The organism is Bacillus altaicus (assembly GCF_042136375.2).
Lineage (GTDB): Bacteria > Bacillota > Bacilli > Bacillales > Bacillaceae_G > Bacillus_A > Bacillus_A cereus_U.
The window spans coordinates 1,860,079-1,875,594 of sequence record NZ_CM143394.1 but is presented as its reverse complement, the minus strand read 5'-3'; the positions used below and the strand labels follow the sequence as shown (position 1 = coordinate 1,875,594).

Genomic DNA, 15,516 nt, shown 5'->3' with positions numbered 1-15,516 from the left:
TCACCCCCGGTAATTTGTATCGAGCATGCTACGTAGCTTTTTCGCAAAGCCTTCATCTAACACAGCTACAACGACTCGCTCGTCTCTCCCAATCGCATGCCCTAATTGTTGTCGATTTTCGACTTTTCTCATTGGTATGTTGTAGTACGTGGTTTTATCAATGATACGTTTTGTAGTGTTCGCTGACGCATCTTCAGAAAGCAATACTAGCTTTGCTTTGCCACTTCGTACTTCTTTTAAAACGAGTTCTTCACCCGAAATAATTTTTCGAGCGCGGTTTGCTAGTCCCAAAAATGATTTCCAATCAGACACTTATTTCGACTCCTTCTCAACAAGCTCAAGAAGCTCTTCGTACAGAGAACTGTCGATTTTCGCTTTTAGATGATGTTCCAAAATATTTTTCTTTTGGGCTTGAATAATGCTTTCTTTATCTTTTGATAAATATGCACCTCGTCCTGATTTTTTTCCTGATAAATCAATAGACACTTCGCCCTCTTTGGAACGAACAATGCGAACTAGCTCTCGTTTTGATTTCATCTCTTGCGTCGCAATACATTTTCGTAACGGAACTTTTCGATTGCTCATACTCATCACCTCTATTCGATTTCGTCTTCAACTGAATCGAATCCAAATGCGATTACGTTATCTTCTTCTGTCACAATACCAAGTTGTTTCGCATCAGACTCACTTTTAATATCAATTTTCCAGCCTGTTAATTTAGCTGCAAGACGCGCATTTTGACCACGCTTACCAATCGCTAATGAAAGCTGGTGGTCTGGAACAACAACAGTTGTTGCTTTCTCTGCTTCATCTACAAGTACTTTAACAACCTGTGATGGACTTAAAGCATTTGCAACATATTCAACTGGGTCATTCGACCAGCGAACGATGTCAATCTTTTCACCTTTTAGTTCATCTACAACGCGTTGTACACGTTGTCCTTTCGGTCCTACACAAGAACCTACTGGATCAACATCGATATTCTCTGCATATACAGAAATTTTAGAACGGTCGCCTGCTTCACGTGCTATAGAGCGAATTTCTACAGTTCCATCATAAATTTCTGGAACTTCCATTTCGAATAAACGTTTTAAAAGACCAGGATGTGTACGTGATACGTAAATTTGTGGTCCTTTTGTTGTCTTTTCTACTTTTGTAATAAATACGCGAATACGATCATGTGGTTTATATTGCTCATTTGGCATTTGCTCACTTACAGGTAATAAAGCTTCTACTTTACCTAAGCTTACATAGATGAAACGAGCATCTTGGCGCTGTACAATACCAACCATAATGTCTTCTTCACGATCACTAAATTCTGAATAAATAACACCACGTTCCGCCTCACGAACTCGTTGTGTTACAACTTGTTTTGCAGTTTGCGCTGCAATACGACCAAAATCTTTTGGCGTTACTTCAATTTCTAGTACATCGCCATCTTGGTAGTTTGGATTAATTTGTCTTGCCTCTTCTACAGAGATTTCAAGACGTGGATCAAATACATTATCCACAACGTCCTTACGTGCTAAAACTTGAATTGTTCCCACTTCTGGGTTAAAGCTCACACGAACGTTTTGTGCTTGGTTGAAATTGCGTTTATAAGCAGAGATTAATGCTGCTTCAATCGCATCAATAATAATATCTTTACTAATACCTTTTTCTGACTCTAATACGAGCAAAGCATCTAACAACTCAGTGCTCATGAAGATCCCCCTTCTTACTAAAACATAACAGCAAGTCGCGCATTTGCAACTTTATCCATTGGAATTTGGATTTCTTTTTTACGTGTTTTAATTGTTAATAGTAGTGTAATTGTAGTACCGTCGTAGGAAAGTAGCTTTCCTTCAAACATCTTCTCACCATCAATCGGCTCATATGTTTTAATTGCCACTTGTTTTCCTACCGCTTGCTGGAAGTCTTTCTCTTTCTTTAATGGGCGTTCCGCTCCAGGAGATGATACATCCAAAAAGTAAAGATGAGGAATTGGATCCTCTTTATCTAAAGCTTCGCTTAAACGTTCACTTACCGCACCGCATTCTTCAATGTCGACTCCCTTTTCAGAATCGATGAATACGCGTAAGAACCAGTCTTGTCCTTCTTGCACATACTCTACATCTACAAGTTCAAGATTTAACTCTTCAACGATTGGCTGCGCAAATGCTTCTACAACTTCTGTGACTTTCTTATCCATAAACAGCCTCCTTCCTGCCGCCATGTACCATTTACAAGAAAAGATCCCGTTCATAAAGACGGTCTATCTTATTCTTTCTCGTTAGCTAACAAAAGCCCCTGCCGTTAAGCAGGGAATATCTGTCTTAGTATTACCAAATTAAAGAAGTAAAACTTGTAACAAAATATGTATATACGACAGAAATATCTTTACTATCTACATAAACAAAATGTAGATAGTAACACGAAAGAGTGGGTTTCCCCACTCTCTTTTTCACAAAATATACATGACATGGTTATCTCGGTTTATAGTATACCATAGCAAATGTTGATTTGCAAAGACTTTTCCTACCTATTAGAACAGTGACAATTGGTTTTGATCCGGTAAATCTCCTAGACAACCTTGACCATCTAAATACTCAATAATTGTTTTAGAAACCTTACTGCGCTGCTGTAAGTCTTCTTTTGATAAGAAATCACCATTTTTACGAGCTTCAACAATACTGAAAGCTGCGTTTGTACCAAGACCAGGCACTGCATTAAATGGAGGAATTAAAGTATCCCCATCAATTATAAATTCGGTTGCATGCGAGCGGTATAAATCAACCTTTTGGAATGAATAACCACGCTCACACATTTCAAGTGTCATTTCTAGTACCGTTAATAAACTCTTCTCTTTCGGTGCTGCATCCAATCCTTTTTGTGCAATTTCATCAATTTTTACACGTATGGATGCGGAACCTTTCGCCATCGCCTCTACATCAAAGTCATCTGCACGAACTGTAAAATATGCCGCATAGAATAAAAGTGCAAAATGTACTTTAAAGTATGCGATACGTACAGCCATAAGTACGTAAGCAGCCGCATGGGCTTTAGGGAACATGTACTTAATCTTCTTACATGAATCAATATACCAACCCGGTACATTGTTATTTCTCATTTCCTCTTCCCATTCTGCTGGTACACCTTTACCTTTACGCACCGACTCCATGATTTTGAAGGCTAATGATGGATCCAAGCCTTGATAAATTAAATATACCATGATGTCATCACGACAACCAATAACTTCACTCAGTGTACACGTACCGTTATAAATTAATTCATTCGCATTACCTAACCATACATCTGTACCATGGGACAGTCCAGAAATTTGGACAAGCTCTGAAAACGTCGTTGGTTTCGTTTCTTCTAACATTTGTCTTACGAATTTCGTACCAAACTCTGGTATACCAAGTGTACCTGTTTTACAGTTAATTTGTTCTTCCGTTACCCCTAAAGATTCTGGATCAGAGAAAATTTTCATTACTTCTGGATCATCCGTTGGGATTGTTTTCGGGTCAATACCACTTAAATCTTGAAGCATACGAATAACAGTCGGATCATCGTGTCCTAATATATCAAGTTTCAATAAATTATCATGAATTGAGTGGAAGTCAAAGTGCGTTGTTCTCCACTCAGCACCTATTGAATCAGCCGGAAACTGAATTGGTGAAAAGTCAAAAATATCCATGTAATCTGGTACAACGATAATACCACCTGGATGCTGTCCGGTCGTACGCTTTACACCTGTACATCCCGCAACTAAGCGATCAATCTCTGCATTTCGAATTGTTAAGTTATGATCATTCGCATAACCTTTCACATACCCATAAGCGGTTTTTTCCGCAACCGTACCAATTGTTCCTGCGCGGTATACATAATCTTCACCGAACAGTAATTTCGTATAGTTATGGGCGCGTGGTTGGTATTCTCCGGAGAAATATAGTGATAGGTAAGCATTTGATATTATCTCTAGCTTTTCCCCCACTCCACACCGTGCGTGAGGCTTTCACACTCACACGGCGTTCCATCGTTAACTTTGTCGAAGTTTATAAGCTCAGTTTTGGATTTCCTACTTCCGTTCTCAGCTTATTTAATTTGTTTAAAGCTTTCGTTTCAATCTTGACTAACATTTTTTTGTAATCTTTATTTGCAATAGGACCTTTATTGTGAATTAACATATGATATTTCTTATTGATAATAATTAAGTTACCATATTCATCACTACCGCCCTGCGCTGTTGAATTGATGTGGTGACATATAGCATTATGAGGAGTCAATCGTTCCCCTGTTATTCCACAACATCCTTTTTGCCCAACATATTTACTTAAACGGTTGTTTTCATACAGAACACTTTTTGCTTTATATATTCCTTTACGAAACATTTCGATTTCCCGCACAGACACACGTTTTATCTCTTTATGAATTGATGCCCTATCCTTTTCATTATAAATGGAGAAGTTAGGATTTCTTTGACCTCGTATATCATGTCGAATTGCTTCAATCGGATAGACCAGTAATCCATTACTTTTAAACCTTGGACAATTGTAATCTCCATAGAATTTATCAATAATGTTATTCGTTTCCTTTGTATATACAAAGATATTTCTGAACATCAATGATTTTATATTCGGATGAATTTTATGTCTCAGCTCATTAAAATCTTGAGAAATTCTGGTCGCAATTTTGTAGTAGTTATGCAATCCAAGAATGTTCGAATTAAAATTCATCACTTTTTCTGGAGTGGGACTTTTCCTCATCTTAACGAGTTGGTAGCGGATAACCCCTAACACTTTCTCTTTTGCTTTCGGTTCCATCTTTGAGTTTACGATATAGCCTGTTTTTGCATTTCCTTTTTGAACGGCTCTAAAGCGGATCCCTAAAAAGTCTGTACCATTTTTCCGCAAGTTTGTCAGTTTACTTTTTTCTTCACTTATCTCAAGACCCAATCTTTCCTTGAGCCATGTTTCAACAGCTATTTTAATCTTTCTAGCGTTTTCGTAGGAATTTGTGAAGATTTTAAAGTCATCCACATACCTTACTAAATACATTGGTTTTAACCTTGTCTTTTTAAGTGCATCCGTTTTATTACGTTTCAATTTGTAAGGTACCCTCGTCGGTTTTGTTTCCCATTGGTTTGACACCCACCAATCAAGTTCATTTAATACAACATTGGCTAGCAATGGAGATAAAATACCACCTTGAGGAGTCCCTTTAACAGGAATACCTTCGCCTGTAATTTCCGCCTTCAGCATTTTTTTGATGATGGATAAAACGCTTTTGTCCCGTATTCCAATTGTCCATAGCTGCCTCATTAACTTTTTGTGATTAACGTTATCAAAGAAACCTTTAATATCTATGTCCACTACAAAATGTTGGTGACTGTGATTGACCATATGATAACACCTAGCTAAAGCGTCATGAGTGCTTCGTTTCGGTCGAAAACCATAGCTTTGCGGATGAAACTTCCCTTCAACAATCGGTTCCAAAATTTGCAGGAACATTTGCTGAATTAATCGGTCTTCAATCGTTGGAATCCCTAAAGGTCTCATTTTTCCATTTGGCTTTGATATAAACACACGTCTTACTGTATGTGGCATATAGTTTTCCAATCTCTTCTTCGTTAATCTGATTAACTTGTCGGCATCTATTTTATTAAGATGTTTTATTGTGTGTCCATTTGTACCTTTCGTTTTACTACCCGTGTTGCTTTTTAAATTACGAAAGGCTAATCGAATGTTTTCTTCAGAAATAATCAGCTCATAAATATTTTTGAAATATCGACCCTTTTTTCTTTCTTCATAAAGATTATCAAAAGTTGATTGTAAGCCAAAATATTCATTGTTTCTTAATTTTTGTATCATTAAGTCAGCCAACTAATCACTTCCTTATGAAGTTTTCGTTTCTCTTTTGTCATACACGAATCTGACTTTTGTAGGTTTTGTTTCGACGTTAACGACTTGTGCCCTTCCCTCTGAAATGTTTTTATCCTCCGACTTGTTGGTTATTCAGTCATCTTTGGCATTTCATTAAGCGGTACTACGGCACTACTGCCACTTCCGTAAAATGTGTTATAGCATTTGCCTTTCCACATACCATCGTCATCGAAGTGCAATCTTCTCTTATGTCGAAAGCTTCACACGTTCCACTATTCTTATCTGTACATAATTCCCTTAGGTTCCCCCTAAATTCCGCCAAGCTTGACTGTGCCTGTAACACAGTATGGATTTTCATAACCAGACGCTTACTCATCCACACTTGGAAGTCCTCTTTGGACCCCGTTACACTTCTGTAACGTGACATTCACGAAAAGTCAGTCGAGGGTTCGTCCCAGTGATTCTACTGATTCTAACCATAGGAATTTTATAGACACCAGACCTATCATTCACAGAAGATTTATATCTCCCTTTCCCCGTCTTTTACGTTAGGGTGAACTTCAGCCTACTTTAACGAGCTTCAAACGATGTTGATGTTTGCAATATCTCTATCGCTTGCCGTAGCTTCAGTGAGTATGTTTCAGGACGTTACTCCATCATTCCATACTTCGGAATAGCAGTTCTACTAGCAGATACTAGTGCTTAACCTTTTCAGTTAAGAACGTGTCGCACTCAAATCGATATCCGGCACCTTATCTCCTTTAAATCCAAGGAACGTTTCGAAAGGAATATCATGCCCATCTTTCACATATGGAACATTACATGTTGGGCATTCTTTATCTGGCAAATCAAAACCAGAACCTACAGAACCGTCATTAAAGAACTCTGATTGTTTACAATTTGGACATACATAGTGTGGTGGTAATGGATTTACTTCTGTAATTTCCATCATCGTTGCAACAAATGATGAACCTACCGAGCCACGCGAACCTACTAGATAACCGTCTACTAACGATTTTTTCACAAGCTTATGTGAAATTAAATAAATAACGGCGAATCCATGTCCAATAATACTTTTCAATTCTTTTTCCAAACGAGCTTCTACAATTTCCGGTAGTTCATCTCCATAGATACTTCTTGCCATTATATAGCTCATATCACGTGTTTCATCATCAGCACCTTCAATTTTCGGTGTGTATAAATCATCTTTTACTGGATGAACATCACCAATTAATGATGCGATCTTGTGTGTATTTGTCACAACAATTTCTTTTGCTTTGTCTTCACCTAAGAATGAAAAACAATCTAGCATTTCATTTGTTGTACGGAAATGTACAGGCGGTAATGAATGGCGATTTAACGGATTAGCTCCGCCCTGCGAACTGACTAAAATTTTCCGATATATCGCGTCCTCTGGATCTAAATAATGCACATTCCCAGTAGCAACAACTGGCTTATCTAACGTCTCACCTAGTTTTACTAGGTTAGAAATTATTGTTTTTAACTGTCCTTCATCTCGAACGAGTTCACGTTCTACTAAATGACGTAACACTTCTGGAGGCATGACCTCAATATAATCGTAGAACTGCGCAATTTCTTCTACTTCTTCAGGCGCTTTTTGCATCATAGCTTCAAACACTTCACCTTTGTCACAAGCTGTTCCTACTATAATGCCTTCACGATATTTTTTTAATAGTGATCGTGGTACACGTGGTACACGATAAAAGTAATTCAAGTGAGAATATGAAACAAGTTTATATAAATTTTTCAGCCCAACATCTGATGTGGCAAGTAATGTCATATGACTTGGACGCCCACGTTTATATGCATCCCCTTGTCCCATACTATCGTTTAGTTGATCGTGATATTCAAATCCCTTTTCAATTACATCTTTTAACATCTTCACAAGTAAATATCCCGTTGCTTCTGTATCATAAATCGCACGGTGATGTTGCGTTAATTCAATATCAAGCTTTTTACACATCGTATTTAATCGATGATTTTTCATTTCCGGGAATAAGAACCGTGCAAGTTCTAACGTATCAAGAACTGGATTTTTCGTTTTTTCTATCCCAGCCTTTTTAAAACCTACGTTAATAAAGCCCATATCGAAGCTCGCGTTATGAGCAACAAGTGTATGGTCACCCATCCATTCCTCAAACTTTTTAAACACTTCGTCCACTTCTGGTGCATCAGTTAACATATCATCTGTAATACCTGTTAATTCAATAATCGTCGCCGATAATGGTTGATGAGGATTTGCGAAAGATTCAAAGCGATCAATAATTTCGCCACCTTTTACCTTTACAGCAGCTAACTCAATAACTGTATCATATACAGCAGATAACCCTGTTGTCTCAACGTCAAAGACAACATATGTTTCTTCTGCAAGTAGACGATGTGCTTCGTTATACGCTATCGGCACACCATCATTAACTAAATTTGCTTCTACACCATATAGAACTTTAACTCCAGCCTTTTTACCAGCAGAATATGCTTCTGGGAATGACTGTGCAACAGCATGGTCTGTAACTGCAATAGCCTCATGTCCCCATTTTCCTGCTTGGGCAACGAGCTTAGAAACAGAAGTAACAGCATCCATTTGACTCATTGGAGTATGAAGATGAAGTTCTACTCTTTTTTCCCCTTCTTTTGCTTTATCTTTACGAGAAGGTCCCGTTATTTCATTTATATCATTTGCGATCATAACTAAATCACGCACGAATGTATCATTTTGAACTGAACCACGCGCTTTTACCCACGTTCCTTTTTTCAAGGATTGTAACATCGGGATATCTTCTTTATCACGTGAGAACATCTTAATCATAATAGAGTCCGTATAGTCCGTTATCTTTAAAGTTAATAACGTACGTCCACTACGAAGTTCTTTCGTCTCTACATGGAAAACATACCCTTGAACGGTTTTTCTTCTTTCTTCATCTTGAATTTCACGCAGCGGCGTAATCTCTTCATCTGGCTTAATAAGGTAACCAAGCACAACTGGTCCTTCATGAACAACATCACTTTCTTCAGCTTGCTTTTTAGCCATCTCTTCCATAGCCTGTATAACTCGTTGACGATCTTCTTCCTGTGTTTGCTCACGAAACTTTTGCATTTCTTCTGTATTTTGCTTTATATGCGTGTCTAACTGAAAACGTGGGAATCCAAAAGCTTCGTATTGATCACCTACTGGTTTCGCAACGTTTTTCTTTAAAGTAGTAGATTCCAGCTCATTATTCACATTTACTAGCAACTTCACGCCATTGACCTGGGGAAGTTGCTTCTTTAAGTACGCAAACATAGGTGAAAATGTAATTCGTTCTGTACAAAGCGGCCAATATGCCTTCACTTCTTCTTCTGTAAATTGTTTATTCTCTGCTTCTAATGCAAATGTTGTTCTTGCAATATGAGAAAATGATTGCTTAAGCTTTGTTTCTAGCAACTCATATAATTCTGTCGGCAAAATACGTGGCACTTGTAAGTCAAAATGCCAACTTTTATTCGCTTTATCAATAACTAGCTTTTCAATTCCACCGCCATGTAAATATTGATTTATAAGGTCTTCTGGTATTTGCAACTGTTGGAGCAAAATTTGAAATCGCTCTTGTTGTTCATTTGTTAATGACATAAGCACTCTCCTTCCATTTGCTATTATAAATTGAAACGTACTACAAAGAAAGATTTCTCCCTTCTTCTTTTACAAAATACGTTTACAAAGAAAGAGAAGGTACCTCATTACGAGGTACCTCTTCTTATTTTAAAATATTAGCAATATATGTTTGAAGTTCTTCTACTTTCACTTCTTCAGACTCGCCTGTAGCACGTACTTTCACTTCTACAATACCTTCATCTGCTTTTTTACCAACTGTAACACGAACTGGAAGACCGAATAAATCTGCATCTGCAAATTTAACACCTGCACGTTCTGCACGATCATCTAGTAATACTTCGTATCCTTGCTCTTGTAATGAGTTGTAGATATTTCCACCCATTTCACGTTGTGCATCAGATTTCATATTTACTGGAATTACATGCACATGGAACGGTGCAACAGCTTTTGGCCAAACTAAACCATTCTCATCATTAAACTGCTCTGCAATTGCTGCCACTGTACGAGATACACCGATACCGTAACAACCCATAATAAGTGGTTTTGTTTTTCCGTTTTCATCTAGGAACGTTGCGTTCATTGCTTCACTATAACGAGTTCCTAATTTGAATACATGACCAACTTCAATTCCACGTGCGAAAAGAATTGTTCCATTTCCATCTGGAGATTGGTCTCCTTCTTGGATGAAGCGTAAATCTGTATATTGACTTACTTTAAAGTCACGTTCTGGATTTACATTTACATAATGGAATCCTTCTTCGTTCGCTCCTGAACATCCATTGACAATTGATGCTACAGCATGGTCAGCGATAATTTCGATATCCCCTGTAACACCAATCGGTCCTAAAGAACCCACTTCACAGTTTAATAACTCTTTTATGTCTTCATGTGAAGCAAGCTCAACGACTGAAGCTCCGTATACATTCTTCACTTTTACATCGTTGACTTCATGATCGCCACGAACAAGTACTACTACTAATTTCTCATCTACTTTAAACACCATAGATTTAATGCATTTTTCCGCTGCAATATTTAAGAATGTAGATACTTCTTCAATAGCTTTTTGATCTGGAGTTGCTACTTTTTCAAGTGCTTTTTCGGCTTCATCACTCTTCGTATACGTAGCAACAACAGGAGCCATTTCAATATTTGCCGCATAATCAGATGTATTAGAATACGCAATTGTATCTTCACCTACATCAGATAACACCATAAATTCGTGTGTATCTTTTCCGCCCATTGCTCCAGAATCAGCGATAACTGCACGGAAATTCAAACCACAACGAGCAAAGATATTAGAATACGCTTTGTATAAACCGCTATATACTTCATCCAAACTTTCTTGTGTTGCATGGAAAGAATACGCATCTTTCATTAAAAATTCTCTTCCGCGTAATAAACCGAAACGTGGTCTTTGCTCATCACGAAATTTTGTTTGAATTTGATATAATGTTAATGGTAGTTTTTTGTATGATTTAATTTCATCACGTACAAGATCTGTAATTACTTCCTCATGAGTTGCCCCTAGCGCAAACTCGCGTGCATTACGATCTTTCATACGCATTAATTCTGATCCGTAAGAATACCAACGGCCTGATTCTTGCCATAATTCAGAAGCTTGCATAGCTGGCATTAATAGTTCTACTGCCCCTGCGTGCTCCATTTCTTCACGAACAATACGTTCTACTTTGTGTAACACTTTTAAACCAAATGGTAGAAAACTATAAATACCAGAAGCATTTTGACGCATAAACCCTGCGCGAAGTAATAATTGATGACTCTTAATTTCAGCATCTGCTGGAACTTCACGTAATGTAGGACTGAATACCATACTTTGTTTCATTTATTCGCACCTCTTCATTTTACTCTTACACGCAATAAAATCCCTCACCTCGAGTTAGGTGAGGGATTTTATTCTACGAGCTCTATTTCATTATAAACTTCTTCTTATTTTACAAGAAAAACTTACGGATGTCATTCCATGTTACAACTAACATAAGCAACATTAATAATGCAAACCCAATAAAGTGAACCATTCCTTCTTTTTGACGATCAATTGGTTTTCCTCGTAACGCTTCAATTAAGAAGAAGAACAAACGTCCACCGTCTAAAGCTGGGACTGGTAATAAATTAAATAAACCAAGGTTAATACTTAAAACTGCCGCTAAACTTAGTACACGCGTAAATCCATAATCTACAACTTGATCTGTTAGATTATAAATTCCTACTGGACCTGACAACTCATTAATAGAAAATTGACCCGTTACTAATTTCACAAGAGAATCAAAAATTAGTTTCGTCCATTCGTATGTTTGTTCAAATCCTGATTTAATAGAACCCATCACTGTTTTCTCTACAGGAGAATAAACACCAATTCTACCAACTTCGTCTTTTCCTTCTTTATCAAGCGTTGGTGTTACTTTCACATTAAATTGCTCACTATCACGCTTTACATGTAACGTAATTTCTTTATTTGGGTTTTCACGTACAATCGTTACAACATCTTTCCATGTACTAGTGTTCTTCCCATTGATTGCTTGAATTGTATCGTTTTCTTTTAATCCAGCTTGTTCTGCAGCACTATTCCCCATTACTTTTCCGACCATCGGTTTATCAACAGGAACTCCTTGTATAAATCCAAGAATCACAAAAATAACAAATGCTAGAATAAAGTTCATTGCAGGACCTGCAAAGATTGTTAAAGCGCGTTGGCCCAATTTTTTAGAGCCAAATTGTCTATTGTACGGAGCGATTTGAATTTCTTCTCCCGCAGAAATGATACGAGCTTTTTCATTCACTCGGAATGTTTGCAGCTCTTCCTCGTACTCTTCATAACCCGAAATTGTAAGATTATGCTCTAAATCAGCTTGTTCGACTTCAATGACACGAACATTTGGATATTTTTCATGTCCGTCAAAAACTAATTTCACAACTTCTTCTTTTTCATTTAATACAAGCCCAACCTTTTTTCCAGGTTTTAACTCAACTGTGTCCGCATCCTCGCCAGCCATTCTTACATAGCCACCAAGGGGCAGTAATCGAATCGTATACACCGTTTCATTCTTTTCAAATGAGAATATTTTCGGACCAAAACCAATCGCAAACTCGCGGCACAAAATACCTGCTCTTTTTGCGAAATATAGATGCCCTAGCTCATGGAAAAATACGAGTGCACCGAAAATTAATATAAAGGCAATCGCTGTATTCAATTCCATAACCACCTTTGCTAAATTTGTTCCATCACAAACCGTCTTGTGGCTGCGTCAATTTCCTGAATTTCCTCTAAGCTCGGACGTGCAATGACAGTGTGATGGTGCATTGCTTTTTCAATGAGGTCTTCCACTGTTAAGAAACCAATTCTCTTTTGTAAAAAAGCTTCAACAGCTACTTCATTTGCCGCGTTCATTACAGCCGGCATACTTCCACCTGTCTTTCCAGCTTCATACGCAAAACGTAGACAACGGAAACGCTCTTGATTCATTTTCTCAAAATGCAATGTTCCCATTTCCCATAAATTTAACTGTTTCGTGTCCGAAAGAGGTAATCTATCAGGATATGTAAGCGCGTATTGAATCGGTACTCGCATATCAGGTGAGCCAAGCTGTGCCATTACACTACGATCTTCAAATTCAACCATAGAATGAATAATACTTTCTTTATGTAGAACAACATCGATTTGCTCATAAGGGATACCAAAAAGCCAGTGTGCTTCAATTACTTCTAGCCCCTTATTCATCATTGTAGCAGAATCAATTGTAATTTTCGAACCCATTGACCAGTTTGGATGACGAAGTGCATCTTCTACGGTCACTTGATGCAATTCATCTCTCGTTTTATCACGAAAACTTCCGCCTGAAGCAGTTATAATTAAGCGAGAGATTCTTTTTTCATTTTCACCATTCAAGCATTGAAAAATAGCTGAATGTTCACTGTCTACTGGAAGTAACGATACATTATGTTTTCGTGCTGCTTCCATTACAAGATGCCCTGCAGTTACTAACGTTTCTTTATTTGCAATTCCAATTGTTTTTTTCGCCTCAATTGCGCGGAGTGTCGGTAACAACCCTACGCTACCTACAACAGCATTCACTACAATTTCTGTATCTGGGTGCAGCGCTACTTCTAATAAGCCTTCGCTACCATATACTACTTTTGTATTACCAGAAACAGCTTGTAATTTTAAAACATCTTCCTCTCTTTGCACAGAGACAATTTGCGGAGAAAATTCTTGAATTACCTTTACTGCATAATCAACATTTTTCCCTACAGAAAAAGCAACGAGACGGAATTGGTCTGGGTGCGAGCGTAACACAGCTAATGTTTGTGTACCGATTGATCCGCTTGCACCTAGTAAACTAATGTTTTTCATGACTCCAACCCCTCGTTCATTTATTAATTGTATTGTAATAAGAAGTATAGAATTGGTAACACAAATAACCAACTATCTGTTCGATCTAAAATACCACCATGTCCAGGTAAGATTGTACCGGAATCCTTTACACCATAATGGCGTTTAAAGGCAGATTGCACTAAATCACCAATTTGTCCAAAAATAGAAATGATAATCGTCAGAACGATTAAAATTCCTACATTCGCTTCAACTGGGAAGAACATGTTATAAACAAGTGCAACAACAATTCCACAAACAATACCGCCTAATGAACCTTCAATCGTTTTATTCGGACTAATTTCTGGCCACAATTTTCTTTTTCCAAATGCTTTTCCTATGAAATAGGCACCTGAATCAGTTGCCCATATGACAAATAGTGCACAGAACACATATTTGATTCCTAATATTCTCGTTTCATTTAAATATAAGAATCCCATTCCAACATATGTCGTTGCCATAAGTAAAAATGAAGCATTGTCAAAAGTAAATGTATTCTTCGAAAGGACTGTATATGATAAAAGTAATAAAACAATCACAAATGTGATTTCTAATTTACCTAATCCAATCCACGTAAACAGTTCTGATGCACTACTCGGAATTAAAATAATCCACAATAATACTGCAGCTAAAACTGTTGGTACCGAAATAAGCGTAAGCTTGTTCATACGAATTAATTCATATAAACCTATAGAAGCAAGTGCATACACTAAAACTGTAAAAGGCACGCCACCGTAAATTACGATGGGAATGAATAGCGCGGCAGCAATCACTCCAGTAATAATTCTCTGTTTCACTACCAAACCCTCTCTTTCTACACGCCTCCGAATCTGCGCCCTCTATGTTGAAAGTCTGTAATCGCATTTAGCAAATGTTCCTCGGTAAAATCTGGCCAATACACATCTGTAAACCAAAATTCCGAATAAGCAATTTGCCATAACATGAAATTACTAATACGTAGCTCTCCGCTTGTACGGATTAACAGCTCTGGATCAGGTAAAGAACTCGTCATTAAGTAAGAAGAAATCATTTCTTCACTTATTTCTTCCGAACGAATTTTTCCTTCCTCACTATCTTTCATCATATGTTGCACAGCAGAAACGATTTCATCTCGACTTCCATAGTTTAACGCGAAATTAAGAATTAATCCCGTATTCTCTTTCGTATCTTCCATGGCTTTTTCCATCGCTCTGCGCGTATGCGTAGGAAGACGATCTTTTTGCCCTATTACTCGGACTTGTACATTTTCTTCAATCAACTCTGGTAAAAATGCACCTAAAAATTCTTCTGGAAGCTTCATCAAATAATCAACTTCTTTTTTCGGTCTTTTCCAGTTCTCAGTCGAAAAAGCATAAAGAGTTAATACTTTCACATCAAGCTTACTTGCAAATTTTGTGATTTTCTTCACAACTTGCATACCTTCATGATGACCAGCAATGCGAGGCATGGCTCTTCTCTTTGCCCATCTTCCATTACCATCCATAATAATAGCAATATGTTCTGGGATATATCCTTTTTTCACTTTTTCAATGAGATGATCAAACGATGTGACCTTTTTACTTTTAAAAAAAGGAAACTTTTTAAACATCATTCATACCCTCCAACAAGCAGACGTATGCCTAAAAGTGTAAAAAGACCCCCTTAAGAAGAGGGTC

The 15,516-nt window shown here is 37.5% G+C and carries 10 protein-coding genes and 2 pseudogenes; all 12 read right to left on the bottom strand.

Going from position 1 to position 15,516, the window contains the following annotated elements; translation table 11 throughout:
- The 12 genes and pseudogenes from ACE38F_RS09915 to uppS all read right to left on the bottom strand — a co-directional run bounded on the left by ACE38F_RS09915 (position 1) and on the right by uppS (position 15,452).
- Positions 1–312 (bottom strand): YlxQ family RNA-binding protein, encoded by a 312-nt coding sequence (locus ACE38F_RS09915; protein ID WP_001286519.1) that lies wholly within the window; start codon positions 310–312, stop codon positions 1–3.
- A complete protein-coding gene (gene rnpM / locus ACE38F_RS09910) occupies positions 313–585 on the bottom strand; it encodes an RNase P modulator RnpM (protein ID WP_002088161.1) in 273 nt (90 codons plus the stop codon).
- A gap of 11 nt (positions 586–596) precedes the next feature.
- Positions 597–1,703 carry a transcription termination factor NusA gene (gene nusA, locus ACE38F_RS09905; protein ID WP_215553955.1) on the bottom strand — a complete coding sequence of 369 codons (1,107 nt, stop codon included), beginning with the start codon at positions 1,701–1,703 and terminating at the stop codon, positions 597–599.
- A 17-nt stretch (positions 1,704–1,720) separates the two neighbouring features.
- Complete coding sequence (gene rimP, locus ACE38F_RS09900) at positions 1,721–2,191, bottom strand: ribosome maturation factor RimP (protein ID WP_375369425.1); 471 nt, start codon at positions 2,189–2,191, stop codon at positions 1,721–1,723.
- A gap of 333 nt (positions 2,192–2,524) precedes the next feature.
- A pseudogene (locus ACE38F_RS09895) lies at positions 2,525–3,940 on the bottom strand (PolC-type DNA polymerase III); the annotation flags it as partial.
- A gap of 97 nt (positions 3,941–4,037) precedes the next feature.
- A complete protein-coding gene (gene ltrA, locus ACE38F_RS09890; protein ID WP_375369626.1) occupies positions 4,038–5,852 on the bottom strand; it encodes a group II intron reverse transcriptase/maturase in 1,815 nt (604 codons plus the stop codon).
- Between the two features lie 742 nt (positions 5,853–6,594).
- Positions 6,595–9,492 (bottom strand): annotated as a pseudogene (locus ACE38F_RS09885) (PolC-type DNA polymerase III); the annotation flags it as partial.
- A 124-nt stretch (positions 9,493–9,616) separates the two neighbouring features.
- A complete protein-coding gene (locus tag ACE38F_RS09880; RefSeq protein WP_215553957.1) occupies positions 9,617–11,317 on the bottom strand; it encodes a proline--tRNA ligase in 1,701 nt (566 codons plus the stop codon).
- A 109-nt stretch (positions 11,318–11,426) separates the two neighbouring features.
- Positions 11,427–12,683, bottom strand: coding sequence for an RIP metalloprotease RseP (gene rseP, locus ACE38F_RS09875; protein WP_002146100.1), 1,257 nt, complete (start codon positions 12,681–12,683; stop codon positions 11,427–11,429).
- 17 nt (positions 12,684–12,700) lie between these two features.
- Positions 12,701–13,843: a 1-deoxy-D-xylulose-5-phosphate reductoisomerase gene (gene dxr / locus ACE38F_RS09870; RefSeq protein ID WP_375369426.1), complete on the bottom strand. Its 1,143-nt coding sequence runs from the start codon at positions 13,841–13,843 to the stop codon at positions 12,701–12,703.
- Positions 13,844–13,866: 23 nt separating this feature from the next.
- Positions 13,867–14,658: a phosphatidate cytidylyltransferase gene (cdsA, locus tag ACE38F_RS09865; protein WP_002160739.1), complete on the bottom strand. Its 792-nt coding sequence runs from the start codon at positions 14,656–14,658 to the stop codon at positions 13,867–13,869.
- A gap of 17 nt (positions 14,659–14,675) precedes the next feature.
- The gene (gene uppS / locus ACE38F_RS09860) at positions 14,676–15,452 is read right to left on the bottom strand and encodes an isoprenyl transferase (protein WP_002111371.1); all 777 of its coding nucleotides are present in this window, start codon (positions 15,450–15,452) and stop codon (positions 14,676–14,678) included.
- Positions 15,453–15,516 lie beyond the last annotated feature (64 nt).